At 67.7% G+C, this 25,705-nt stretch carries 23 protein-coding genes; 10 read left to right on the forward strand and 13 right to left on the reverse strand.

Annotation, left to right across the window (positions count from 1 at the left end; translation table 11 throughout):
- Positions 1-66 precede the first annotated feature (66 nt).
- Positions 67-957, forward strand: coding sequence for a cobalamin biosynthesis protein (locus ACSION_RS03705; protein WP_435304892.1), 891 nt, complete (start codon positions 67-69; stop codon positions 955-957).
- Positions 958-975: 18 nt separating this feature from the next.
- Here the strand turns inward: ACSION_RS03705 and ACSION_RS03710 are convergent, their stop codons facing one another.
- The 3 genes from ACSION_RS03710 to ACSION_RS03720 form a co-directional block, all read right to left on the reverse strand.
- Entirely contained in the window at positions 976-1,389 is a 414-nt protein-coding gene (locus ACSION_RS03710; RefSeq protein WP_435304893.1) for a DUF2752 domain-containing protein, read from the reverse strand.
- Positions 1,386-1,721: a CD225/dispanin family protein gene (locus ACSION_RS03715; RefSeq protein ID WP_435304894.1), complete on the reverse strand. Its 336-nt coding sequence runs from the start codon at positions 1,719-1,721 to the stop codon at positions 1,386-1,388. Before ACSION_RS03715 ends, ACSION_RS03710 begins: the two co-directional genes overlap by 4 nt.
- 136 nt (positions 1,722-1,857) lie before the next feature.
- On the reverse strand, positions 1,858-3,753 hold the full coding sequence (locus tag ACSION_RS03720; protein ID WP_435304895.1) for an MFS transporter: 1,896 nt from the start codon (positions 3,751-3,753) through the stop codon (positions 1,858-1,860).
- Between the two features lie 142 nt (positions 3,754-3,895).
- Between ACSION_RS03720 and ACSION_RS03725 the strand changes: the two genes are divergently transcribed.
- The gene (locus tag ACSION_RS03725) at positions 3,896-5,002 is read left to right on the forward strand and encodes an NADH:flavin oxidoreductase/NADH oxidase (RefSeq protein ID WP_435304896.1); all 1,107 of its coding nucleotides are present in this window, start codon (positions 3,896-3,898) and stop codon (positions 5,000-5,002) included.
- Between the two features lies 1 nt (position 5,003).
- Here the strand turns inward: ACSION_RS03725 and purD are convergent, their stop codons facing one another.
- The 6 genes from purD to prmA form a co-directional block, all read right to left on the reverse strand.
- A complete protein-coding gene (gene purD / locus ACSION_RS03730; RefSeq protein ID WP_435304897.1) occupies positions 5,004-6,296 on the reverse strand; it encodes a phosphoribosylamine--glycine ligase in 1,293 nt (430 codons plus the stop codon).
- A 29-nt stretch (positions 6,297-6,325) separates the two neighbouring features.
- Positions 6,326-6,745: a hypothetical protein gene (locus ACSION_RS03735; RefSeq protein WP_435304898.1), complete on the reverse strand. Its 420-nt coding sequence runs from the start codon at positions 6,743-6,745 to the stop codon at positions 6,326-6,328.
- Between the two features lie 4 nt (positions 6,746-6,749).
- Entirely contained in the window at positions 6,750-8,336 is a 1,587-nt protein-coding gene (gene purH, locus ACSION_RS03740) for a bifunctional phosphoribosylaminoimidazolecarboxamide formyltransferase/IMP cyclohydrolase (protein ID WP_435304899.1), read from the reverse strand.
- Between the two features lie 64 nt (positions 8,337-8,400).
- Positions 8,401-8,673 carry a DNA-binding transcriptional regulator Fis gene (gene fis, locus ACSION_RS03745; protein WP_093489927.1) on the reverse strand — a complete coding sequence of 91 codons (273 nt, stop codon included), beginning with the start codon at positions 8,671-8,673 and terminating at the stop codon, positions 8,401-8,403.
- A gap of 121 nt (positions 8,674-8,794) precedes the next feature.
- On the reverse strand, positions 8,795-9,832 hold the full coding sequence (locus ACSION_RS03750) for a DUF3426 domain-containing protein (RefSeq protein WP_435304900.1): 1,038 nt from the start codon (positions 9,830-9,832) through the stop codon (positions 8,795-8,797).
- Positions 9,833-9,883: 51 nt separating this feature from the next.
- Complete coding sequence (gene prmA / locus ACSION_RS03755; RefSeq protein ID WP_435304901.1) at positions 9,884-10,801, reverse strand: 50S ribosomal protein L11 methyltransferase; 918 nt, start codon at positions 10,799-10,801, stop codon at positions 9,884-9,886.
- A gap of 139 nt (positions 10,802-10,940) precedes the next feature.
- Here prmA and ACSION_RS03760 point away from each other — a divergent pair, with 139 nt between their 5' ends.
- On the forward strand, positions 10,941-11,873 hold the full coding sequence (locus ACSION_RS03760; RefSeq protein ID WP_435304902.1) for a hypothetical protein: 933 nt from the start codon (positions 10,941-10,943) through the stop codon (positions 11,871-11,873).
- Complete coding sequence (locus ACSION_RS03765; protein WP_435304903.1) at positions 11,870-12,226, forward strand: hypothetical protein; 357 nt, start codon at positions 11,870-11,872, stop codon at positions 12,224-12,226. The genes ACSION_RS03760 and ACSION_RS03765 overlap by 4 nt, the downstream gene beginning before the upstream one ends.
- Positions 12,227-12,311: 85 nt before the next feature.
- Here ACSION_RS03765 and ACSION_RS03770 read toward each other — a convergent pair whose 3' ends face one another.
- From ACSION_RS03770 to aroQ, 4 genes are all read right to left on the reverse strand, one after another.
- On the reverse strand, positions 12,312-13,529 hold the full coding sequence (locus tag ACSION_RS03770; RefSeq protein ID WP_435304904.1) for a hypothetical protein: 1,218 nt from the start codon (positions 13,527-13,529) through the stop codon (positions 12,312-12,314).
- Between the two features lie 118 nt (positions 13,530-13,647).
- Positions 13,648-15,015: an acetyl-CoA carboxylase biotin carboxylase subunit gene (accC, locus tag ACSION_RS03775; RefSeq protein WP_093489931.1), complete on the reverse strand. Its 1,368-nt coding sequence runs from the start codon at positions 15,013-15,015 to the stop codon at positions 13,648-13,650.
- A 10-nt stretch (positions 15,016-15,025) separates the two neighbouring features.
- Positions 15,026-15,508 (reverse strand): acetyl-CoA carboxylase biotin carboxyl carrier protein, encoded by a 483-nt coding sequence (gene accB, locus ACSION_RS03780; protein WP_435304905.1) that lies wholly within the window; start codon positions 15,506-15,508, stop codon positions 15,026-15,028.
- A 49-nt stretch (positions 15,509-15,557) separates the two neighbouring features.
- Positions 15,558-15,998, reverse strand: coding sequence for a type II 3-dehydroquinate dehydratase (gene aroQ / locus ACSION_RS03785; protein WP_435304906.1), 441 nt, complete (start codon positions 15,996-15,998; stop codon positions 15,558-15,560).
- 241 nt (positions 15,999-16,239) lie between these two features.
- On the opposite strand from aroQ, the gene ACSION_RS03790 reads away from it, so the two are divergent.
- From ACSION_RS03790 to ACSION_RS03815, 6 genes are all read left to right on the forward strand, one after another.
- The gene (locus ACSION_RS03790; protein WP_435304907.1) at positions 16,240-16,662 is read left to right on the forward strand and encodes a hypothetical protein; all 423 of its coding nucleotides are present in this window, start codon (positions 16,240-16,242) and stop codon (positions 16,660-16,662) included.
- A gap of 188 nt (positions 16,663-16,850) precedes the next feature.
- Positions 16,851-19,214 carry a UDP-N-acetylglucosamine 2-epimerase gene (locus ACSION_RS03795; protein ID WP_435304908.1) on the forward strand — a complete coding sequence of 788 codons (2,364 nt, stop codon included), beginning with the start codon at positions 16,851-16,853 and terminating at the stop codon, positions 19,212-19,214.
- Between the two features lie 70 nt (positions 19,215-19,284).
- Positions 19,285-21,543, forward strand: coding sequence for a polysaccharide biosynthesis tyrosine autokinase (locus ACSION_RS03800; protein ID WP_435304909.1), 2,259 nt, complete (start codon positions 19,285-19,287; stop codon positions 21,541-21,543).
- Between the two features lie 13 nt (positions 21,544-21,556).
- Complete coding sequence (locus tag ACSION_RS03805) at positions 21,557-22,990, forward strand: asparagine synthase-related protein (RefSeq protein WP_435304910.1); 1,434 nt, start codon at positions 21,557-21,559, stop codon at positions 22,988-22,990.
- Complete coding sequence (locus ACSION_RS03810) at positions 22,990-24,039, forward strand: right-handed parallel beta-helix repeat-containing protein (protein WP_435304911.1); 1,050 nt, start codon at positions 22,990-22,992, stop codon at positions 24,037-24,039. The genes ACSION_RS03805 and ACSION_RS03810 overlap by 1 nt, the downstream gene beginning before the upstream one ends.
- A 313-nt stretch (positions 24,040-24,352) precedes the next feature.
- Positions 24,353-25,588 (forward strand): right-handed parallel beta-helix repeat-containing protein, encoded by a 1,236-nt coding sequence (locus tag ACSION_RS03815; protein WP_435304912.1) that lies wholly within the window; start codon positions 24,353-24,355, stop codon positions 25,586-25,588.
- Positions 25,589-25,705: the final 117 nt, after the last annotated feature.

Raw genomic sequence — 25,705 nt, forward strand, 5'->3', positions numbered from 1 at the left:
GCATGCCACCCGTGCAGACCGGCCATTAACGTCCGGGCGCGCTAGAATCCGGGCCCGGAGGACGTCATGTCGATCACCCTCGTCGCGGTCGTGATTGCACTGGTGCTGGGCCATGTCGCGCCCACGCTGGTCATTTCGCTGCGCCAGTACGCCTGGTACCGCGCATGGCTGGAGTGGCTGACCCGCAATACGGGGCAGGGCGCTGCGTGGCAGGGACGCTACGGCATCATGCTCGCGCTGGTCCCGGTGCTGCTCGTGGTCGGTATCCTGCAATGGCTGCTCGATGGCCCGATCTACGGGCTGGTCGGACTGTTGTTCGATATCGCGGTGCTCGTGTACGCGTGGGGCCCGCGTGACCTCGATGTGGATGTCGAGGCCGTCATCGATGCGCATGATCCGCCGACCCGGCGCGAGGCCATCGCCCGGCTCGGCCTGACCGGCGAAGCCGCTGCGCTCGATGGTCCCGCGCTGGTGGAGGCGGTGTTCCGCAATGCGCTGGAACGCTGGTTTGGCGTGCTGTTCTGGTTCCTGCTGCTCGGCCCGGTGGGCGCGATGCTTTATCGGTTGGCGGTGCTCGCGGCGCGGGATGCGTGGGCCGACCTGCCGCCCGAAAACCGCGAAGGCGCGCGCGTGCTGAAGTCGGTGATGGAATGGCCCGTCGCGCAGCTGATGACGTTGGCGATGGCGCTGGTCGGCAATTTCGACACCGTGTTCTCGACGTGGCGCGAAAGCGGCGGCGCGCGGTTCGCGCTGGACGCGGGTTTCCTGGGCAGTGCGGCGCGCGCCAGCGTGCGTTGCGAGCTGGCCGAAGAGGCCGAGGAGTACGCCGAGGAAGGCATGGTGCAGGCGATGCGCGAACTGCCCGAACTGCGCGATGCGATGAGCCTGGTGTGGCGCATCCTGCTGCTGTGGCTGGCGGTGCTTGCCGTGTTCGTGATCGGCGGTTGGGTCAGCTGAGCGTCGTGGATCGCGCGGTCAGCCGGGGGCGAGCAGCGTGAAGGGGAACCACGGCAGGTTGCGCGCGATCCAGTAGGCAGGGAGTAGCACCAGCCAGAACTTCGGTGCAGTCAGCACGCGCATCAAGGGTTCGAGGACGCGCGGCCGCCAGCCCTGGCCGTGGGCGATCATCATCGGGACGATGGGAATCAACAGGACGCCCAACGGATTCATTGCGAATGCGCGTAGCAGATCGCCATGGACCAAGGCGTGAAGCGCGCGGGTCAGACCGCAGCCCACGCAGTAGTAGCCGGTCAACGCGCGGAAGATGCAGCCCGGGAACGGACTGTCCGCCGCGTTGGGATCGAATTTCAGCAACAGCAAGACGCCAGCGGCGGCCACCAGGGCCGCCGCGGCGATACCGATCCAGTGCGAGAGGCGCAGCGCGGTCACTGCATCTGCTGCATCTGCTGCATCATCTCCATGTATTGCTGCATGCCGCCCGTGGCCAGCATGACAATGTTGAGCAGCAGGCCGATGATGGCGAAAGCCGTGGCGACCCAGCACCAGGTCTTGGCGTTGGCGGAGGCGCGGCGCGCACCTTCCAGATCGCCCTGGTTGAGTTTGCCGTTGACCTGCGAGGAGAACACGATCGCGACGATACCGATCAGGCCGAGCGGACAGCACAGGCAGGTCGCGAGCACGGTGGACACGATCGCCCAGGCGAGATGGTTCGGGACGCTTTCAGGCGCGGAGGTGGGGGGCATCGGAGGTACTGCGCTCATGCGGGCATTCCTTGTACGGGCTGAAGGGGGTTGAGGGTCGCGCTGCTAGCGTCCCGGACGCTCCAATAGTGCCAGACCACCAGGCAAAAAGGTTCGGTGGGCGATGGGTGCAGGCCTCGGGAAGACGGCGCCTGCATCACGCCGCGTCGCCGCGCAAGGCACGCACGCGTGCTTCCAGCACGTCCGCCGTCGCGGCCGCGCCGTCCATCGGTTCGCCCGCCACGACGTCCACGTTCGCACGGAAGCGCCGTGGTACGCGCATGCGGCCGAGACGCGTATCGCGACGGCTCCACATGCTGGCCCACATGCCCTTCAGCGCCATAGGCACCACGGGGACGGCGCGCCGCTCGAGGATCTTCTCCACCCCCGACTTGAACGCGGCGATGTCGCCGTCCTTCGTCAGCGCGCCTTCGGGGAAGATGCCGACGATCTCGCCTTCGGCCAGCGCTGCGTCGATCTCGTCGAAGGCGCGTTGCATCAGTGCAGGATCTTCGCGTGCGCCGGCGATCGGGATCGCCTTGGCCGTCCGGAAGATCCAGCTCATCACCGGGATGTTGAAGATCTTGTAGTACATGACGAAGCGCACCGGCCGCGGGATGGTCGCGGCCAGGATCAGCGCATCCATGTAACTTACGTGGTTGCAGACCAGCAGCGCCGGACCTTCGTCCGGCACGTGCTTCTCGATGCCGTGCAGGCGCAGCCGGTACAGCGTGCGCACCAGCAACCAGCTGAGGAACCGCATCAGGAACTCGGGCACGATCGTGAAGATCCAGATCGCGACCACCGCGTTGGCGATCGCCAGCGCGAGGAACATCTGCGGGCTGCTCCAGTCCAGCGCGTGCAGGCCCAGGCCCACCAGTGCCGCCAGCACGATGAACCCGGAGTTCTGGATGTTGAGCGCGGCGAACACGCGCGCCATCTGCGTACGGTCGGTGCGGCTCTGGATCAGCGCGAACAGCGGCACCACGAAGATGCCGGCGAACATGCCGATGCCCACCAGGTCGATCATGATCCGCACGCTGCCGGCGTGGCGGACGAAGCCGGCGATGTCCAGTCCCGTCGCGGGTGCCAAGCCGGGCCGGGCGAAGTACAGGTCGAGCAGGAACGCGCTCATGCCGAAGGCGCCGACCGGCACCAGGCCGATTTCGACCGTGCGGCCGGAGAGCTTCTCGCACAACAGCGAGCCGATGCCGGTGCCTACCGAGAACAGCGCCAGCGCGAACACGTAGAGCGTCGACGAGCCGTCGGCGGCCCCCAGGTGGAGTTTCGCGTAGGCCGGCAACTGCGAGGTCAGCAGGGTGCCGAAGAACCAGAACCACGACACGCCGAGGATCGCGTTGCGCACGGCCAGCTGCTGCTTCGCCATGCGCAGCACGGCCAGCGATTCGGGAATGGGATTCCATCGGATCTTCAAATCGGGCGCGCCGGCGTCCATGCGCGGGATCATCCGCGACATCACGTTGCCCAGCACCGCCAGCAGCACGATGGCGACCGCGGCCGCTTGCGGCCCATGCGCACCGGCGATCTGGAAGATCATGCCGCCGGCGATCATGCCGCACAGGATCGAGATCGACGTACCCATCTCGACCAGGCCGTTGCCGCCGGTCAGCTCCTCCGGCTTGAGGATCGACGGCAGCACGGAATACTTCACCGGCCCGAACAGCGTGGACTGCACGCCGGTGCAGAACAGCGCCACCAGCAGCAGCGGCATGTTCTGCATCAGGAAGCCGACCGCGGCCAGCGACATGATCACGATCTCCATCGTCGTGGTGATCACGATCAGCCGGTGCTTCTCCAGCTTCTCGGCGAACTGGCCAGCGATGGCCGAAAAGAGGAAGTACGGCAGGATGAAGATCGCTGGCGCCAGGGTGGCGTACAACGAAAGCTGGTCGTCGCTGGCGCCCAGGAAGAACAGCAACGCGATGATCGCCTGCCGGTAGACGTTGTCGTTGAAGGCGCCCAGCGCCTGGACGGTGAAATACGGCAGGAACCGCCGTTGTGTCAGCAGCGAGAACTGGCTGTAGCTGGACATGCGCCCTCCGTGGGTTGCGCGCAGCCTAGCAAATCGATGTGGCGGTGCCATCCTGCCTGCCCGACAGCGTTCCACTGCTGGCGTTGATGGGGTGGACGAGCGGGCGGATAGTGTCGGCCCCACGTCGCTCCCGTCCTTCCCCATGAGCCTGCTGTTCTCGCCCGTCGACTTCGGGCCGCTCCGCCTGTCCAACCGCATCGTCATCGCGCCGATGTGCCAGTACTCCGCCGAAGAAGGGCGTGCCACCGACTGGCATGCCTTCCATTGGCCCAATCTCGCCCAGTCCGGCGCCGGCCTGGCCATCATCGAAGCAACGGCGGTCGAGCCGCGCGGACGCATCAGCTGGGCCGACATCGGCCTGTGGGACGACACCACTGAACAGGCCTTCGCGAACGCGCTCGCCGCCACGCGCCGCCACTCGGCGATGCCGCTGGGCGTGCAGCTCGCGCATGCGGGTCGCAAGGCGTCGACGCATCGGCCCTGGGACCATCACGGTGCGGCCATTCCGCCGGATCACGCGCATGGCTGGCAGACCGTCTCCGCATCCGCCATTCCCTATGCCGAAGGCGGCCTTCCGCCGATCGCGCTGGACCAGGCCGGTATCGACGACGTCATCGCCGCGTTCGTCGCGAGTGCGCGGCGTGCGGTCCGGTTGGGCCTGGACCTGATCGAACTCCATGCCGCGCATGGCTATCTGCTGCACCAGTTCCTGTCGCCGTTGAGCAACCGGCGCGATGATGCTTATGGCGGCTCGTTGGAGAACCGCATGCGCCTGCTGCTGCAGGTATTCGATGCGGTCAAGGCGGCGGTGCCGGCGACGATGGCGCTCGGTGTGCGCATCTCCGCGACCGACTGGGTGGACGGCGGCTGGGACCTGGCGCAAAGCATCGTGCTGGCGAAGGCGCTGGATGCGCGCGGCTGCCATTTCATCGACGTGTCCAGCGGCGGCTTGCATCCGGCGCAACGGATCGCCGCGGTACCGGGTTACCAGGTGCCGTTCGCAGACGCGATCAAACGGGAAGTGGCGATGCCGGTCATCGCCGTGGGCCTGATCACCGAGCCGCAGCAGGCGGAGAACATCCTGCGACAGGGCCAGGCGGATGCCGTCGCGCTCGCGCGTGGCATCCTGTACGACCCGCGCTGGCCGTGGCACGCGGCCGCGGCGTTGGGCGCCGATGTCGCGGTGGCGCCGCAGTACCTGCGCAGCGCGCCGCGCGAACACGCGGCGCGCTTCGTGCAGGCGGCCTGACTCAGCCGGCGTCGCGCTCGCGCGCAATCGCGCGCCAGCCGATGTCGGTGCGGTGGAACTCGTTCGTCCAGCGCACTTTCTCGACACCATCGTAGGCTTGGCGCTGCGCATCGGACACGGACGCGCCGAGCGCGGCCACGCACAGCACGCGGCCGCCCGCACTTACCACGCGGCCTTCCGCATCCAGCGCGGTGCCGGCATGGAACACCTTGGCGGTATCCGGTACCTCGTCCAGCCCGGCGATCACGTCACCGGCGATGGGCGTTTCCGGATATGGCGATGCCGCCATCACCACGCCCAGCGACGGGCGCGGATCCCACTGTGCCTCGACGGCGTCCAAGCGGCCGTCGATGGCCGCTTCCACCAGGTCCACGAGGTCGGATTGCAGGCGCAGCATCACCGGCTGCGTCTCCGGATCGCCGAAGCGCACGTTGAACTCGATCACCTTCGGTGCGCCACTGCCATCGATCATCAGGCCGGCGTAGAGGAAGCCGGTGAACGGCACGCCGTCGGCGATCATGCCCTGCACGGTGGGATTCACGACCTCGCGCATGACGCGTGCGTGCACCTCGGGCGTGACCACCGGCGCGGGCGAATACGCGCCCATGCCGCCGGTGTTGGGGCCGGTGTCGCCGTCGCCGACGCGCTTGTGGTCCTGGCTGGTCGCCATCGGCAGCGCGGTGGTGCCGTCGACCATCGAGATGAAGCTCGCTTCTTCGCCTTCGAGGAACTCCTCGATCACCACGCGCGCGCCAGCATCGCCGAATGCATTGCCCGACAGCATGTCGCGCACCGCGGCCTCGGCTTCGTCCAGCGTCATCGCCACGATCACGCCCTTGCCGGCGGCCAAGCCGTCGGCCTTGACCACGATGGGTGCACCCTTCTCGCGCAGATATGCCAGCGCTGCGTCGACATCGGTATGCACCGCGTAGAACGCGGTCGGGATGCCGTGGCGCGCGAGGAAATCCTTCGCGAACGCCTTGCTGCCTTCCAGCTGCGCCGCGGCCGCGGTGGGACCGAAGATGCGCTGACCCGCCAGGCGGAAACGATCCACCACGCCGGCCACCAGCGGCACCTCTGGACCGACGACCGTCAGGCCAACGCCTTCGTCCTGCGCCAGCGCCAGCAAGCCTTCGATATCGGTGACCTTGACCGGCACGTTGCGGCAGCCGGCTTCCGTCGCGGTGCCGGCATTGCCCGGCGCGACGATCACTTCGTCCACGCGCGGCGACTGCGCCAGTTTCCATGCCAGCGCATGCTCGCGACCGCCGGAACCGATGACCAGGACTTTCAAGGGGACTTCCTCAGGACAGGACCGGCGGATCAGGCCGGTGGGGCGGCGCACTCGCGTGCGGGGAGGGTCAATTCGAAGAAAAGTGCACCGTCGCGGTCGACGAACTTGCGCACCAGCACCGCATCGGTGCCAATCAGGGGCTGCATCGCGGGCAGAGCGCACAACTCGGTCATCGCCTGTTGTTCGCTTTCGCGCAGCGCCCTGAATTTGGGATGGGCGCGCGTCTTCTCGGCATCGCCATCCGGCGAGCGCACGAGGAACACCAGGCGTTCGCCATCCACGGCGACCGATTCGGTCACCAGGCCGTCGAGATAGGGGGAAGGCAGCGTCGATGCCGTCTCGGCGCGTGCGGCTTCCAGCTTGCCCTGCATCCCCTGGCAACCCGCGAGCGCCAGCGCACCGATGACCGGTGCGACGCGTACGACCTGCGTCCAGCCACGGAGGTGCATGGGATCAGTGCCGGAAGTGCCGCACGCCGGTGAACACCATCGCGATGCCGTGCTCGTCGGCGGCCGCGACCACTTCGCTGTCGCGCATGGAGCCGCCCGGCTGGATGACCGCTTTGATGCCGGCGGCCGCGGCGGCATCAATGCCGTCGCGGAACGGGAAGAACGCATCGCTGGCCATCACCGAGCCCTCGACGACCAGGTTCGCGTCCGCCGCCTTGATGCCGGCGATGCGCGCCGAATAGACGCGGCTCATCTGGCCGGCGCCGACACCGATGGTGCGGTGGTCCTTCGCGTAGACGATGGCGTTGGACTTCACGAACTTGGCCACCTTCCACGCGAACAGCAGGTCGGTGAACTGCGCGTCGGTCGGCGCGAGTTTCGTCACCACCTTCAATTCGTCGCGCGTCACCACGCGGTCGTCGGCGGTCTGCATCAGCATGCCGGAGCCGACGCGCTTGGTGTCGATGAAGCCATTCGAGGCGGGAGCGAGCGGGATGCGCAGCACGCGCACGTTGGCCTTCTTGGCCGCGTAATCGAGCGCACCTTGCTCGTAGTCCGGTGCGATCAGCACCTCGACGAACTGGCGGTCCAGGATGACCTTCGCCGTCGCAGCGTCCAGCGTGCGATTGAACGCGATGATGCCGCCGAACGCGCTGGTCGGGTCAGTGGCGTAGGCCAACTCGTAGGCATCGCCGCAGGCCACGCCGACCGCCACGCCACAGGGGTTGGCATGCTTGACGATGACGCAGGCCGCTGCGTCGAACTGGCGCACGCATTCCCACGCCGCATCGCTGTCGGCGATGTTGTTGTAGCTCAGTTCCTTGCCCTGCAACTGGGTGAACGTCGCCAGCGAGCCCGGGGCCGGACACAGGTCGCGGTAGAACGCCGCCTGCTGGTGCGGATTCTCGCCGTAGCGCAGGTCCATCACCTTGACGAAGTTGCCGTTGGCCTGCGCGGCGAACGCGGCGCGCGCAGGCACCTCGCTCGCGGTGTCGGTGACGGAGGACAGGTAGGTGCTGATCGCGGCGTCGTACTGGGCGACACGATTGAATGCGGCCACCGACAATGCGAAGCGGGTCGCCGCCGGCAGCGCGCCACCGTTCGCGTCCAGCTCGGCGACCAGGCCGGCGTACTGCGACGGATCGGTGGCCACGGCGACGCGCGCGAAGTTCTTCGCAGCCGAACGCAGCATCGCGGGACCGCCGATGTCGATGTTCTCGACCGCGTCGGCCAGCGTGCAGCCGGCTTTCGCGGTGACGGCTTCGAACGGATACAGGTTGAGCACGAGCAGGTCGATCGCGCCGATGCCGTGCTCCGCCATGACGGCATCGTCCAGGCCCGCGCGGCCGAGCAGTCCACCGTGCACCTTCGGGTGCAGCGTCTTGACGCGGCCGTCCATCATTTCCGGGAACCCCGTGACGTCGGCGACGTCGCGAACGGCCAGGCCCGCGTCACGCAATGTCTTCGCGGTGCCGCCGGTGGACAGCAGCTCCACGCCATGGCGCGCCAGCGCGTGGGCCAGGTCAAGCAGGCCGGACTTGTCGGAAACGGACAGCAGCGCCCGTCGCACGGGCTGGAGATCGAGGGTCATGGGGAGGGCGATACGGAGCGGGGCGCGAATTATAACGCGCCGCAGCAAGCCGCCCGGTGGCCGCTCAGGCCAGTCCGTAGTCCTTGAGCTTCTTGCGCAGCGTGGCGCGGTGGATGCCCAGCATGGCCGCAGCGCGACTCTGGTTGCCTTCGCAATGGTTCAGCACTTCGACGAACAGGGGAATTTCCATCTCACGCAGAACGATTTCGTAGACATCGTCCGCATCGCTGCCGTCCAGGTCGCGCAGATAGCGGCGCACGGATTGCGCCACGTGCTCGCGCAACGGCGGTCGTTGCGCACCGCGCGTATGGTCCTGTCGGGTGGAGGCAGCGTTCAATCGGATCCCCTGGTACCACGGATTGCTGAGGCCCGCCTTGTGCTTGTCGGTTTTCGGCGGGGGGACGAGTCTAGCGCCTGATCGGGGCGCGTGCATCCGCTTTTTTGATGAATCGGGGCGATTAACGGAAGTCGAAGGAAAACGCGACGACGTTGGCACTCGGTTCCTTCACGCTCACGGCCATCTGCGCGCTCTGTCCCGGGCCGATCGAGGACGATGACTCGCCTTGGGGCAGATAGTCGGCCGGCTGCAACGCACGCGCGCCCAAGGTGCGACCGTCGGCATCCTTCAGCGTCAGCAGGATGACGGGCCACGCCTGCGCCCAGCGCGCTTCGTTGCGGAACGTAGCCTGGGCCTGCAGCGTGCCGGGACTACCGATGATGGGCCGCACGTCGCGGCTCAGCATGGTGAAGGCCGCGGGTTCGCGCCAGGTGGGTACATCGCAACGGAACATGCCGCACAGCGCAACCACGATGGGCCGCCAAGCCGCCTGCGTGGCAAGACGCGCGCGATCGGCCAGCAACACTTGCGCGCAGAGCAATAGCGATAGTGAGATCACTGCGAACCACTGGATCCGTGCTTGTTTCGCATGCACCGGCGTGGTGCGCCCGCGCTGCAGGAAGCGTGGCCCCGTCGGCCCACGGGCCTTCGGTCTTGCGTCGACGACAGCCGCCGCCTGTGGCGCTTCGGTGGGTGCTTCGCCATGCGGTGGGACATCCGCCAACACGGGCAGCGCGGTGTCCGTGTGTTCGCCGGAGGATGCGTCCGCGGTATCCGCTGTCGTCGCTTCAACGGGTTCGATCACGCCGTCCGGTTCGACGGGTGCGAGCGCCTCAATCGCCTCAACGGGCTCGACCGCCTCGGACGCAGGTTCCGGTGGGCGCGTATCGCGGTCCACCTCGTGCACTGCGGTGTCGTTGGCGTGGTCTTCGCGCGTTTCGACCGGTGCCGCCGACTCCATCTTCGTTGCGTCGGTGGTGGCCTGCTCGTTCGTCGGCGGCGCAGCATGCAGGAACGTCGCCAGGCTGGGCGATGTCGTCGCGCCGACAGCGTCATCCGCCTGCAGCGGTTTGCCGCAGCGCGTGCAGGCGACGGGCAGTGCCTGCGTCTGCGGATCGCGGGCGACCAGAAACTGGCAGTGGGGACAGGCGATGAACATGGCTGCTATTCAACCATGCGGGCCCGCGCGCGTGTTGTGACCGCAGTGGCCTCAGCGGCGCACGCCGTCGATACGCATCCAGTCGCCGTCCTGGGTCGCCTGGAGCGCGTCGAACCAGGCGGCATAGCGGACCAGCAGATCGTCCTCCTGCCCTTTCAGGATGCCCGACAGCGCAATGCGACCACCGGGGGCCACACGCTCGGCTAGCGTCTCGGCCAGCGCATCCAGCGCAGAGGCCAGGATGTTGGCCACGACGATCGGATACCTGGCCACGGGCTCGTCTTCGGGCAAGTACACCTGGATGCGTTCTTCGATGCCGTTGCGCTGCGCGTTGTCCGCGCTGGCCAACAAGGCCTGCGGGTCGTTGTCCACGCCCACCGCGCCGGAAGCGCCGAGTTTGAGCGCGGCGAGCGCGAGGATGCCGGAGCCGCAACCGAAGTCCAGCACCTGGCGGCCCTGCAGTTCGCCGCTGCCGGCCAGCCCATCCAGCCAGCGCAGGCACAGCGCGGTGGTGGGGTGTGTACCCGAACCGAAGGCGAGGCCGGGATCCAGCCGCACGATGGCGGCCTGGTCCGTTTGCGCTTCGTCGGGTACGGCATGGTTCCACGGCACGATGAAGGTGCGCGTGCCGAACTGCATCGGCTTGAACTGGTCCAGCCAGGCGCGCTCCCAGTCCTCGTCGGCCACCGTGCGGAAGCCCGCCTGCGTCCAGTCCAGGCCTGGGTCGAAGGCCTCCAGCGCCGCAAGCAGGGTCAGCGCATCGGTATCGGCATCGAACAGGGCGGTCAGCACGAGCGACTTCCACAGCGGCGTTTCGCCCACCCCCGGCTCGAGGATCGCGCGCTCGTTGCCGGTGTCGGCATCCGCATCCAAGAGCGTGACCGACAGTGCGCCGACGTCTTCCAGGGCGTTCTCGTAGCGCGGCTGCTCGGCTTCGGTGCAGCGCAGGGAGAGTTCCAGGTAGGGCATGGGGCAGGTAACGGCAGGGGGAGGTCGCCTAGTGTCTCACGCGGTCCGGGGAGGGCGCCCGCGACGGAAGGTGGTTCCGGACCGCCTGGCGTGACCTCCGTTCGTTGAAAGCCCGTGAATCGGCCGGGATAATGACCGGGTGCCCCGGAAGCTGCTATTGCCGATCCTGCTGGTGGGCCTGCTGGGCGCGCTGGCGTGGATGCCGCTGCGCCAGGCGGGCTGGATCGGTGTTGCCTTCGGTGGCGACAGCGGGGAGGGCGCAGCCGCGCCGGTAGGCCTAATGACGACGCCTTCAGCGTCGCGGCTGGTGCCGATGGCCCTGCGGCCGGCGCCGGCCCTGTCTCCGCTGCGAAGGGGCTTCGAAGAGAGCGTCGATCTGTTCGCGTACTCGCGCGAGCTGATGATGTGGGCCGCCGCGGGCGATGCCGATGCGATGTGGCTGCTCAGTCTGGTGCAGGACTATTGCGCGGGTTTCGCGGCGGACCCGGCCGGCTATGCGCAGGACACGCGCGTCATCGCGAAGCTCGGATTGTCGGGCGGCGCGGCGATGCTGTCGGCACGCCAGCGCGTGCAGCAACGGTGCGCGCGCTTCGTCCCGCAGGACGGATTCTCGCTGCCGGTGATCGTCAACCAGCGGACGCAGGCAGCGCGTGCCGGCAGCCTGGCGGCGGAAGCGGCGCTGTTGGCGATGGATCGGCCGCTAGACGCCGACGACGACTATCGGCGTGAACTGGTGCGACGCGTGCTGGATTCCGGCGACCCGTTCGCTTTCGCGGCCATCGCGCCGGCGATGGGTAGCGTGGGAAGCGGTCGCACCGAGACCCTCGGTGAGGTGTCCGGCAGCGAACTGAGCGAGATCGCGTGGCGCATCGCCTCGTGCAGGCTCGGCATGGACTGCAGCCCGGACGGCTCGATGATGACCAGCTACTGCGTCAACGGCGGGATCTGCTCGCAGGACGAAACGCAGGATTTCAGCACCTTTGCGCGGGACGCCGGCGTCCCGCGCCAGGGTGAGGACAACGTGGAAGAAATGGTGGGCACCTTGCTGTCCCACACGGGAGTCGAAGGATGAAATACAAGCGCACGCGGCCCGGGGTGAATGTCCTGGTCTGGGGTCTGGTGGCGGTGGCGTACGCAGCGGCGGCGGCCACGATCGTCATCGAGACGCGCAACCCGGAATACCGCGATCTGTCGCGCGTAGGCCACATGACGGTCCATGCGCCCGATGAAGCGCGCCGCCTCGGCGCGGCCCAGGTCGCCGCGCTGTACCGCGCGCGCAGTGGCACGCCGTTCTCCACGCTCGCGCCAGGCAGCACGATCAAGGTCGTGTGGGGCGATGGCTCGGCCGAGACGGTGCGCATTACCGACCCGGCCTCGCCGCTGGGTGCCGAGCTGATGCCGGGCACGCAGCAGATGCCCGAATAACACGCGTCGCCTCCGCTGCGCACATGCGAAGGGCCGGGAGGAAAACTCCCGGCCCTTTTCGTTGCCCGCATTGCCGACGCGCGCGTCAGCCGCCTATGAGGCCTTTCAACAGGCTGCGCAGTGGCTTTTTCTCTTCCTGCGGTTGCGCTTCTTCGTCCTGCATCTGCGCCATGTCCATGCCGAGCATCGCGCTACCGGTGGATTTGGTACGCACGCGCACATTCCATTCCGGATTCCATGCCTGCTTCGGATCGGTCGGCTTGGGCGGCCATGCGATGTGGCTCTCCGGCCCATACGCGATGATGCTCAGGAGGCCGCCGCCACCGTCGCGACCGCCTTCGCCCGGTGCAGCGAAAATGCCCTTCGGTACGGCGCACTGCGTGGTGGCGGGCGGCAGCAGCACTTTCTCTTTCGTCCAACGATCGATCAGCGAGCCGGTCAGGTAATCGAAGATGCCTTGCCCCGCATCGGGGACTTCGGCGCTGCTCCACAGCACCACGTCCTTGCCTTGGGTGCCGATGGCATGCAGGAAGTAGGCCTGCGCGCGATCGACCGGCGCCCAGCGCCACGTCTGTCCGTCGGCGAGCGAGCCGGTGCTCTGCAGGTCGATCTTCGGCATGAAGTCTGCGACCTGCTTGAGTTCGAACTTCAACGATTCCGGCACGCCCTGGCCGGTGATCTGGTGCGCACCCTGCAGAGATGCGCCATCGGGCACGCGCTTGCCGGATTTCGGATTCGGCCACAGCGCGTAGGCGGGATCGGATTCTATGTCGCGATCCGGGGCGTAGCGGCCCTGCATCGAGCCACTGACTTCCACCTTGCCGCCGCTCGCGCTGATGCTGATGATCTTCGGCTGGCCCTTGCGCACGGCGGTGCCGCACCCCCAGTAGATCAGCAGGCGCTGCTGGCCTTCCGGTGGCTTGTACTCGCCGCTGTGATCGGAGGGCGCGGCGGTGCGCACGGGCGGCACCAGCGGCAAGGCCTTGCCCAGGCGGAGTCCGGCGGGAATGCGTTGTTCGGCTTCCTTGCCCGGATGGGGGCGGTTGTACAGCGCGATGTCGAGGTATTGCCCCGTCATCATCGGCATCCGCGTCTGTCCGTAGTGCGCCTGCTGCCCGCCGCCGCCCATCATGCGCGAAGCCATGCCGCCAAGCGGGCCCAGGTCGGGCATGCCGGCCATCTGGTGGGTGGCGACGTCGATCCAGACCTGCGTGGGCGGGCCGGAGGTAGGGGCGCTGGCGGCAGGCGCGGCCGCGATGACAGTGGCCAGGGCCAGGAACAAGGGGCGTGGCAGGGGACGCATCGTGCGTTCTCGTCGGGGGATCCTTTTCCTCCAACGCCGGAGCGGTGCCCCGCCGGACACGCGCCCTACCCAGCTTTCGCCATAGGCGGCCCCGCGGTGGACGCGGGGCCTGGATGGATCAGACGAGCGAGATCGCCTTGTTCTTGCGTTCGGCCAGGCGCTTTTCCAGATAGTGGATGTTCTGTCCGCCGGCCTGGAAGCCCTGGTCGCGCATGATGCGTTGCTGCAGCGGGATGTTGGTCTTGATGCCGTCGATGACCATCTCGCTGAGCGCGACGCGCATGCGCGCGATCGCGGTGTCGCGGTCCGGGCCGTGCACGATCAGCTTGGCGATCATCGAATCGTAGTTCGGCGGGACCCGATAGCCTTCGTAGATGTGCGTATCCACGCGCACGCCCGGGCCGCCCGGCGGATGGAAGTGCTGGATCAGTCCCGGGTGCGGCATGAACGTGTCCGGGTCTTCCGCGTTGATGCGGCATTCGATGGCGTGGCCGCGCAGCACGATGTCGGACTGTTTGATGGTCAGCTTCTGCCCGGCGGCGATGCGCAGTTGTTCGCAGACCAGGTCGATGCCGGTGATGCGCTCGGTCACCGGATGCTCCACCTGGATGCGGGTGTTCATCTCGATGAAATAGAAGCGGCCGTCCTCGAACAGGAATTCGAACGTGCCCGCGCCGCGGTAACCGATGCGGATGCACGCTTCCACGCAGACCTTGCCGATCTCGTTGCGCAGTTCCTCGGTGATGCCAGGCGCAGGCGCTTCCTCGACCACCTTCTGGTGGCGGCGCTGCATCGAGCAGTCGCGCTCGCCCAGGTGGATGGCGTTGCCCTGGCCGTCGGCGAGCACCTGGATCTCCACGTGGCGCGGATTCTCCAGGAATTTCTCCATGTAGACCTCACCGTTGCCGAAGGCCGCCTTGGCTTCCGACTTGGTGGTCTCGATGGCGGCCTTCAACGCGCCCTCGACATGCACCACGCGCATGCCGCGACCGCCGCCGCCGCCCGCGGCCTTGATGATCACCGGGTAGCCGATCTCGCGCGCGATCTTGGTGTTGGCGACGATGTCCTCGCCCAGCGGGCCGCCGCTGCCGGGCACGCACGGCACGCCGGCGGCCTGCATGGCGCGGATCGCTTCGACCTTGTCGCCCATCATGCGGATGGTGTCGGCCTTCGGGCCGATGAAGATGAAGCCGGATTGCTCCACGCGCTCGGCGAAGTCGGCGTTCTCCGACAGGAAGCCGTAGCCCGGATGGATGGCCTGCGCGTCGGTGACTTCCGCCGCGGCGATGATCGCCGGGATGTTGAGGTAGCTGTCCTTCGAGGCGGCCGGGCCGATGCAGACGGATTCGTCCGCCATGGCCACGTGCTTGAGGTTGCGGTCGACGGTGGAATGCACCGCGACCGTGCGGATGCCCAGGGTGTGGCAGGCGCGCAGGATGCGCAGCGCGATCTCACCCCGGTTGGCGATGACGACTTTGTCCAGCATGGCGCGGGCCTCAGCCGATCACGAACAGCGGCTGGTCGAACTCGATCGGCTGCCCGCTCTCGGCCAGGATCGACAGCACCGTGCCCGACACGTCGGCCTCGATGGGGTTGAACATCTTCATGGCCTCGATGATCGCCAGCGTCTCGCCGGCCTTCACGGTCTGGCCGACCGCGACGAATGCGGGCTTGTCCGGCGACGGCGAGGCGTAGAACGTGCCGACCATCGGCGCGCGCACCACGTGGCCGTCGGGCAGGGCATTGCCGGGCTTGGCGGTGCCGCCGGTCGAGGCTTCGGTGGGCGAGCTCATCGGCATGGGCGCGGCAGGGCGCGCTTCCACGGGGGCGGCCATCATCGGCGCAGCGGCCTGCAGGGCGTAACCGCCCTTCGGCGCACGCGCCAGGCGCACGGATTCTTCGCCTTCCTTGATCTCGATTTCGGCCAGGTTCGACTCTTCCAGCAGGTCGATCAGTTTCTTGATTTTGCGGAGATCCATGGGAGCCTCGTGGTTGAACGCTGTTCCCCGCAGGGAACAAAAAGGAAAGTCAGGCAGGCAGCCGCTGCAGGGCGGCGTCCAGCGCGTAGCGGTAGCTGTCGGCCCCGAAGCCGCAGACCACGCCGACCGCCTTGTCGCTGAAGTAGCTGGTGTGGCGGAAGGGTTCGCGGCCGTGCGGGTTGGACAGGTGGACTTCGATGAAGGGCAGGGCCACGCCCGCCAGGGCGTCGCGGATGGCGACCGAGGTATGGGTGAACGCGGCCGGATTGATCAGGATGAAGGCGGTGCCGTCGGTGCGGGCGGCCTGGATGCGGTCCACCAGGGCATGTTCGGCATTGGACTGGAAGGTCTCCAGCCGGTGCCCCGCGGCCTGCGCCTGCGCGACCAGCGCGATGTCGATATCTGCCAGTGTTGCCTGACCATAGACCTCCGGCTCGCGGGTACCGAGCAGGTTGAGGTTGGGGCCATGCAGGACCAACAGTGTCGCCATTCGTGCCTCCAGCGGAAGGGCGGCAGTCTGCGCGATGCCGGGGATGCTGTCCAGTTCGCCGAAGTTTCGCTCGTTTTAAGCGATTGTTTGAATATGGGCGCCGGTCACGCGTGCCACACGAACCATATGAATGGTGGCCCGAGACTCACGTCGCGTTCGCACACGGCTACGGGGCGCTGGCCTAGGCTTGCGGTCCCCCGGACCCTGGCCCGCACCGCTGTTCACCTTACACATCGTCTGCATGGGGAACCTGTGCCGCAGCCCGATGGCGGCGGCCCTGTTCCACGCGAAGGTGCCGGCGGGCCGCTGCTCCGTGGTCTCCTCGGGTCTGGCCGCCCAGCCCGGCCGGCCGCTGGACCCACGGGTTGCCGCGGTCCTGGAGAAGCACGGTGTGCCTGCGCTGACGTGCGCCGCGCGCATGTTCGATCCAGCCGCACTGGGCCCGGACGATCTCGTGCTCGCCATGCAGCGACGGCACCTCCGCGCCTTGCGCGCACTCGTGCCTGAGGCGCGCGCGCGCATGCACCTGCTTGGCCGTTGGAACCGATCGCAGGAGATCGACGATCCCATCGCGGGCACGCAGGACGACATCGAAAAGACATTCATGTTGATCGAGCAGTGCGTGTCGCAATGGTGCGCGCACGATGCCCGTCTGTCGGCGTGATCGCGTTGCTGTACCGCCATCCAGCTTCCTGACTGGACCGTTACGCGCGCAATCCCATTTCATGCGCTCATCAAATTCCTGTCCGTAGCCTCGGGACGGCATCAACCGCGCCCCCCGTTTGACGCGCAGGATCCCGGATGGACCAGGGTTCCGTGGGGCTTTTCGTCCACAGCAACCCCGGGTGACAGATGGAGAATGCACGGATCGTCGCGGCCAGCGCGATCGCTCTGGCCGCAACGTTGTTCGCCATATTCTCGATGCGACCGTGGGCCCGTCGTGTCGGTCTGGTGGACCGTCCGAGCGGGCGCAAGCAGCACGTAGGCCGCGTGCCGGTGATCGGCGGCATCTGCTTCTTCGTAGGCACGCTCGTCGGTCTGGGCTACCTGGGCTATGTCGACCGCTTCGTCATGAGCCTGATGATGGGCAGTGCGCTGATCGTCGCGATCGGCGTCGCGGACGACATCAGCCACTTGAGCGTGCGCACGCGCCTGCTGGTGGAGGCTGCCATCGTCGGCCTGGTCATCCTCAGCACGGGTTACTACCTCGATCACGTCGGCGGCCTCATCCCGGTGTTCGACCTGCGGCTCGGCCTGCTCGGCATCCCGGTGACGATCATCGCCGTGATCGGATTGATGAACGCGTTCAACATGATGGACGGCATCGACGGCCTTGCCGCTTCCACGGCGATGGTGTCGATCGCCGCCATCCTCCTGTTCGCGCACGACGGCGCGCCCGATGTCGGCGCGACGATGATGCTGCAGATCCTGTTCGCGTCGCTGATCCCGTATGTGTTCGTCAACCTGGGCTGGCCGGACGGGCGCAAGATCTTCATGGGCGATGCCGGTAGCACGGTCATCGGCTTCCTCGTCGGCTGGAGCCTGATCTACCTCAGTCATCCGCGCGTCGGCCGGCTGGTGCCGGTCGAGGTGCTGTGGTGCGTGGCGCTCCCACTGCTGGACACCGCGGCCGTGATGTACCGCCGCATGCGTCGCGGACGTTCTCCGTTCGCCGCGGACCGCCAGCACCTGCATCACCTGCTGGTGGATCGCGGCCTGTCGGCGCCGGTCGCGTTGTGGACCATCGTGTCGATGGGCGCCGCGCTTGCGTTGCTCGGCTATGCATTGCGCAACGTGCCGCAGCCGCTGAGCTTCCTCGTCTTCGTCGCCACGACCGTGGCGTACGTGGTCGGCTTCCCGCGCCTGCTCGACGCGATCGAGCGTTTGGCGTCCGGGCCTTCGCGCCGCGCGGGTGCGCGCCGAACGCCGCTGGAATTCCCGGACGACGGCGAGCTGAACCACGCGCCCGTCTCCCTCCGTCCGCTGGGCCAGCGTCCGCTCGAGGCCGTGGCTGATAGCGCTGTGGCGCGAGCAGGGAGCGCGCGTGATCCAGACGCACCGCTGCACGCGCTCTGCCTGGTGAACGCCTCCTGTGAAGGTGCAGGGGTGGCGCCCATCGCGCGCCGTCTGACCGACGACGTGCGCTTCCATGCCACCGTCTGCGTGACCGAAGGCGAAAGCGGCGACGCCGCCCATCTTCTGCAGATGTTCGGGCTCGAGGCGCAGGCCAGCGTATCCGGCGACAGCGACGGGCCGGCCGCGTATGGCGATGCCCAGGCCGAGATGCGACAGCTGATCGGCGAAACGAATCCCGATGTGATCGTGGTGCCCGGCGATGCACCGGTGACCTTCGCCATGAGCCTGGCGGCGCATGCGTGCGACGTGCCGCTGGTCTGCGTGGATGCCGACGCGCCCGCCTGCGGTGCGCAACATTGGCCGAGCGATGCGAGTCGTCGCATCGTGCAGTCGCTGGCCGCGTTGCATGTCGCGCCCAGCGAACTGGCTGGCCGCCGCCTGAGCGGCGAAGGCGTGCCCAGCGAAAGCATTCTCGTGCAATCCGACGTGGCCGACGATGCGTTGCGCACCGCGCTGCGCCAGATCCGCCGTGACGCCGATCTGGCGCGTTCCCTGGCCGAAGGCTTCGCCTTCCTGCGCAGCAATGCGCCGCTGTTGCTTGCCGTGAGCGCGCGTGGCGACACGCCGGGACAGGGCGCCTTCTCCGATGCGCTGGCGATGGTGGCGCGCCGTCGTCCCGACGTGGACATCGTCTGGGTGGGCGGCGTGGGCATCGCGCCGGGCGAGGGCGGCGATCCGCTGCATACCTTCGCCAACGTGCACCCGCTGGAGGTCGATGATTTCCTGGCATGGGCTTATCTGCTCGAGCGTGCGCATCTGGTGCTGGTCGGCAGGGGCGCCCCCCCGCCTCGCCGCCTGCTCGGCAAGCCGGTACTCGTGGCGCAGGAAGAAATCTCGGGAGCGGATGCCGGTGCCGTCGCGATCGGCACCACGCCGGTGGCGATCGCCGGCCGCCTGCTGACACTGCTGGGCGACGACGCGGTCTACCTGTCGCTGTGCGCCGCGCCCGACCTCGATATTCCCCGCGTGGATGGCTGCGCGCCGGTGCTTGAGGCGCTGGCGGGCTTGCGCGCGCCGCCGATACCACGCGCAGCGCCGCGTGCGCTGCACGAACCGCTCGATGCACGGGCCGCGTCATGACGACGCTCCCGTCCCTCCCCGCGTGCCCCGCAGGGCGCGCCACCGACACGACATGCAAGCGAGGTGAATCATGGCGACCCAGCTGATCACGCGACGAAGCACCGATCGACCGACCCTGGCGGCGGCCTCGGTGCGCAACGACGACGTCGACATCCCCGCCCTGGTTTCCACGCTGGGCGCGAAGAAGAAGCTCATCCTGTTCGGCACGGCCGCGTTCGTGCTGGCGAGCATCGCCTACCTGGCGGTGGTCACGCCGAAATACGAAGCCAATGCCGTGGTCCAGGTGGAGAGCCGACCGGCCATTCCGCCCGGCCTCACCCAGAACGCGGCGATGCAGGCGCCGCCGGCCATCCCGACGCCCGGCACCACCGAGGTGCAGTTGCTGACGTCGCGCCGGGTGATCGGCGAGGCCATCACCCGGATGGATCTCGATGTCGACGTGAAGCCGCAGCACTTGCCCGTGATCGGCGACTTCATCGCGCGCCGTTATCAGCAGGCCAACCCCGGCGAACTGGCGAACCCGTGGTTCGGTTTGTCGAAGTACGGCTGGGGAGGCGAAGTCCTCGACATCGCCCGGCTCGAAGTCCCCGACCATCTGAAGGGCGTACCGATGGAGCTGACGGCGGGCGCCCAGGGAAGCTATGTGCTGTCCGCACAGGGCCAGGTGCTTGCGCGCGGGCGCGCGGGCACGCCGGTGAATGCAGGTGGCGTGGCGATGCAGGTCCGCAAGCTAACTGCCAACCCCGGCATGCGTTTCCAGGTGACCCGCTACGATCCGTCGGCGGTGATGGCGGCGCTGAAGGAGAACATCACGGCGACCGAGATGGGTCGCAACTCAGGTGTGATCAGCCTGGTGTACGCGCATGCGGACCCGGAGCACGCGCGTCGCGTACTGGACGAAGTCACCGGCGCCTACGTGCGCCAGAACGTCGCGCGCACCTCCGCCGAAGCGGCCAGCCGCCTGAAGTTCGTCACCGAACAGCTGCCGAAAGTGCGCGAGGAGCTCGCCAAGGCGCAGGCCGCGCTCACCGCGTTCCAGACCCGCACCCAGACGCTGGACGTGACCACCCAGAACCGCGCGCTGCTCGACCAGACCATCGCACTGGATTCCAGCATTCAGCAGCTGCGCATCAAGATGACGGAAGTCGAGAACCGCTACACCGCGGCGCACCCGACCTATCGCGCGCTGCAGGACCAGATCAACCGGTTCCAGGGCGAGCGCAACGGCCTGCAGGGCCGTATCCACGACCTGCCGGACACACAGCAGGTGCTGTTCCGTCTGAATCGCGACGTCGAGGTCACCAACCAGACCTACGCCAACCTGCTGGACCAGGCGCAGCAACTCGAGATCGCCAAGGCCAGCGCCGTAGGCAACGCGCGGGTGATCGATCCGGCCGCGGTGAACCTCAACAGCCCGGCCTGGCCGAAGCCGCTGCCGGTGCTGGCCGCCGGCACGTTGCTGGGCCTGATGGTGATGGTGGTGATCGTCCTGCTGCAGCAGATGTTCCGCCGTGGCGTGGAAGACCCGGTCGATATCGAACTGTTGGGCCTGCCGGTGTATGCGTCGATCCCGCTGAGCAAGAAAGGCCAGGCGTTGACGTACCGCATGAGCCATCGCCGCCGCGACGGCAAGTCGCGCCTGCTCGCGCTGAATGCGCCGGCCGACCTGGCGATGGAAGCGCTCCGCTCGCTGCGCACCAGCCTGCACTTCGCCCGGATGCGCATGCGCAACAACCTGCTGATGATCTCCGCGCCCAGCCCGGGCGTGGGCAAGACCTTCATCTGCGCCAATCTCGCGGTGACCATCGCGCAGACCGGCCAGCGCGTGCTGCTGATCGACGCCGACATGCGCCGCGGTACGCTGCACGACGCGGTCGGCGTGCGCTGCGAGAACGGCCTGTCGGACGTCATCGCGGGCCGCATTCCGCTGGACGACGCCGTCCGTCGCGTGGCCGGCGCCGAGAACCTGTCCTTCATTTCGCGCGGTGCGATTCCGTCCAACCCGTCCGAGCTGCTGATGCACGAGAGCTTCAGCGACCTGCTGAAACGCGTCTCGGGCGAGTACGACATCGTGCTGATCGATACGCCGCCCGTGCTGGCGGTGACCGACGCCGCCGTCATCGGCCACCACGCAGGCACCTGCCTGATGGTGGTGCGGTGGGGCCTCAACCAGCAGCGCGAGATCGCCCTGGCCAAGCAGCGCCTCGAGCAGAACGGCGTCGAAGTGAAGGGCGCCATCTTCAACGGCGTCGAGAAGCGCGGCGCGGGCGAATACGCCTATACGTACTACGAATACCTGCCGGCGCCGCGCGCCGGCGCGGGCCGATAAGGAGGCGTCGCCGATGCAGATCACTATGTCGCCTTACTACGGCACGCCGGATTTCACCGTGCTGGACCGACACCCGGAGTATCACCGGATCGATCCCGTTTCGGTGGCCGACCTGCTGCGCAACGCCTTCGTGTACCCGCCGCACTCCATCTACGAAGGCGTCAAGCTGGTGACGTTCGGGTTCTCCGCGCACCAGGACATGCGCGGCGAGCCGGATTTCCACTTCAAGTTCCGCAACGCAGGCGAAGTGCCCGAAGTGGCGGACCGGCCGCAGGATTGGATCGCGGTCTACCACCGCATGCTGTGCGATGCGATCACCCGCACCACCGCCGACATGCGATCGCCCTGGCAGCTGCAGAGCGGCGGCAAGGATTCCACGACGTTGGCCATCGCGCTCGCCGATGCCCGACCGGACACCACCTGCATCACGTACCTCGGGGGACGCGAGGAGAACGAACTGGAATCCGCGCGGCAGGTGGCAAGCCGGCTCGGGCTGCGCCATGAAGCGTTGGTCTGCGATCCCGGTCGCGCGTATGACCGCTACCTGGCGTTGGCGGACCGGATGCCGCTGCTGACGGCGGACTTCGCCTTGCTGTCGTACGCCGACCTGGCGACCGAGGTGGCGGCGCGCGGTGGCGACGGCATCATCGACGGACTGGGCGCCGACAGCTACTTCGGCACCCCCGTCGATCTGCAGCAGCAGCTGACGGTGCGCCTCGCACGCGGGCTGCGCCTGCCGTTCGACGCCACCGGCCTGCCGGGCATCTCCGGCAGCTTCCCGCTGTGCTTCGCGCTCGGCACGCTGCAGATGACCCCGATCGAGCGCGTCTTCCCGGGCTCGCGCTTCAGCGATGCCGAAGTCGATGCGCTGTTCGGCATCGACGTGGCACGCCGCTCGCGCGAACGTCTGTCGCTGTTCAAGGCGGAGATCGCCTCAGCGACCAGTGCGTGGGAGTGGCGCGACATGTCGATGTCCATCGCGGGCTCGGCGGGCGCGTTCGCCAAGGGTCTCTATACCGCGCATGCGGCCGGTCTGGGTGCCGCGTATCCGTTCTGCGATCGCGCGCTGCGCGAATGGATCCATCACGAAGTGCCGCGGCGCCAGAAGGTGGATCCCGAGACGGGTCTGAACAAGGTGCTGATCCGCCGGCACATCGCCGCGCATTTCGGCGAGCTGCCTTACGTGCAGCGCAAGGGCAGTTTCCGCTTCGACGTGTGCGGGCTGGCGGCGCAGCGATTCGAACAGGTCCACGCGTTCGCCGCGCAGGTCCGCGAGATGCTGCCCGGCGCCACCGCATGGCTGGAGCGCAACCGCGATCGCCTGGACAACAAGTACCACGCATCGAAGTTCTACCTGCTGGCCGTGGTGCTGCCTTGGCTGGCGGCCCACGCGGCCGATGCTACCGCAGCGGCGACGGACGCACGCGGCGCTTCGATGGCGGCCTGATGCGGTTCTCGCGACGACACCTGCTGGGCGCTGGCGCGGGCCTGTTGCTCGCGTCGGCTCTGCCGGCGCCCCGTGCGCTGGGGCTCGACGGGCGCGCGTTCGGCGCGCGGGGCGACGGAGCCACCGACGACACGCGTGCCCTGCAGGACGCCATCGATGCGTTGCCGGCGGGTGGGACACTGACGCTGGGTCCCGGCGACTACGTCATCGACCCCGAGCGCAGCCTGCGCCTGCGTTCGCGTACACGACTCTCGATGTCGCCCGGGACGCGGCTGGTCGCACGCGCGAACGCCGCGCCGCGGGCGTACGTGCTGTTGATCGAAGGCGTTCACGACGTGCAGGTCGATAGCGGACGCATCGTCGGCGACCGCGACCACCACCTCTCGAGCGAGGGCGAGTGGGGGCACGGCATCATGGTGCGGGGTGCGGAACAGGTGTCGCTGCGCGACCTGCACATCACGAAGTGCTGGGGCGATGGCATCTCGGTGGGCGGCATCAGCGGCGCGCGGATGGTGCCCAGCCGCGAGATCCGCATCGAGAACGTCGTCTGTACGGACAATCGCCGGCAAGGCCTGACCATCGGCCGGTCGCGGAACGTGCGCGTGCTGCGTTCCCATTTCCTCGCCACGCGCGGTACGTTGCCGGGCTGCGGCATCGATATCGAACCCGATCCGGGCGGTAGCGCCGACGACATCGCGATCGAGGCCTGCACGCTGCGCGGCAACCATGGCGCGGGCCTGCAGGTGTACGAGCGCGCGCACCGCATCGCGGTGCGTCGCTGCATCATCCACGGCAACCGGGGCGACGGCGTGCTCATACGCGGTGGCGAGCAGTGCGTGTTCGAGGACAACCACATCGTCGACAATGGGTTGCGGGGCATCGTCGTGCAGGGCGGCGCGCGCGGCATCGCGGTGGCGGGCAACCGCTTCTCCGGCAACGCTGCCGGGCTGCGGAAGAAGAAGCCGCAGGCGATGAAAGGCTGGATGCACGTCGACGTGGCAAGGACCGCGAAGGACGTGCGCGTCGACCGGAGCAACCGGTTCGAGTGATCCCGTGCACGACGGGCGAAGCGGACCATCAAGCGGACGCATCCGGCGAAACAAGCGGACTCAACCGGCTCGAGCAAGCAGGCTCATCCGCGCTGGACAAGCGGACTCAACCACGATCGTGCGCGTGCAGATGCGTGACGGTGTTCGCGCGAACGACGCATGCGTGCGCGAAGTCTTTGAATGCGTTCACAGATACGCAGGTGCGTTAACCGGTGGTTGCGTTCGCGTGGCTATAGTCGCCACCGTCGCGATTTCACGCGGCGATCACATGGCAAATTTTCCGACGGGTGCTTGCCCGCAAGGGGTTACGTTTGTGAAGAAGAATGTTCTCGTGCACGACGTGCGCGAGGCTGGGATGCCTCGGCGCGATTTCCTGCAGAACTCGATGCTTCTCGCCCTGCCGGCGATCGGCGTTGCGTGCGGCATCCCGCAGGCGTTCGGCGCGGTCATGGCCGGCAACCTGCCGGCGGTCTCGATGTCGGCGGCCGCCGTGTACGACCCGCCGGTGCGCACGCGCGGCGCGACGACGCTGAGCGTGCGCGACTGGGGTGCCGCGGGCGACGGTGCGCGCGACGACACGGCCTCGTTCCAGGCCGCCGTCGATGCGCTCCCCTCTGCCGGCGGCACGGTCTACGTTCCCGCCGGCGACTATGTGATCGACCCGACCCGCAACGTGCGCCTGCGTAGCAACATGCACCTGCAACTGGCGGATGGCGCCATCCTGCGCGCCAAGCGCAACGACCAGGAGCGTGCCTACGTACTGATGGCCTACAAGATCAGCAACGTGGAAATCTCGGGTGGCCGCATCATCGGCGACCGCGACAATCATCTGGGCACCACCGGCGAATGGGGGCACGGCATCATGATCCGCGGCTCCTCGCGGGTGACGGTACGCGACATCCACGTGTCGAAGTGCTGGGGCGACGGCGTTTCCATCGGCGGTGCGATGGTGACCAACGCGCCGACCATCCCCTGCGACGACGTCGTGATCGCCAACATCGTCAGCACCGGCAATCGCCGCCAGGGCCTCACGATCGGCTGCGCCACCAACGTCAAGGTGTACGACAGCGAGTTCAGCGATACCCGCGGCATCGCACCCCAATGCGGCATCGACGTCGAGCCGGATTCCAACGACGAACGCATCACTGCGACCGTGCACATCGAGAACTGCGTCATGCGCGGCAATGCCGGCAACGGCGTGCTGCTCTACAAGCGCGTAAAGGGCGTGACCGTCAAGCGCTGCACGATGGAATACAACGGCGGCCATGGGTTGCTGACCATCGGCCCGGAAGGCGGCTACATCGCCCAGAACACGATCCGGCACAACTATCTGGTGGGCCTGATGCTGGGAGCGAGCACCTACAACTACCAGGTGAGCGGCAACGTCTTCCGCAACAACAACACGCGGCTGCACGGTGTGAACACGGTCCTGAATCCGTTGGTCGCCATGACCGGCATCGTGGACGGCAACAAGGGCAATGGCGCGCATGTGGCGAAGGTATCCACCGCTACCGAGATCCGGGTGACGACGAACCAGTTCGCGAAGTGATCCCGGCCGGGTGAAGAGCCCGTCAAGAGGTGGCCGCCAGGCCGCTTCTTCCGTTCTGCGTGTTCATGCGTGCCTGCGTCTTGTGGTGAGTGCGTCAATGGATTCCGCAAGGTCGTT

Origin of the sequence: Pseudoxanthomonas sp. LjRoot125 (assembly GCF_964252705.1) — a bacterium.
Lineage (GTDB): Bacteria > Pseudomonadota > Gammaproteobacteria > Xanthomonadales > Xanthomonadaceae > Pseudoxanthomonas_A.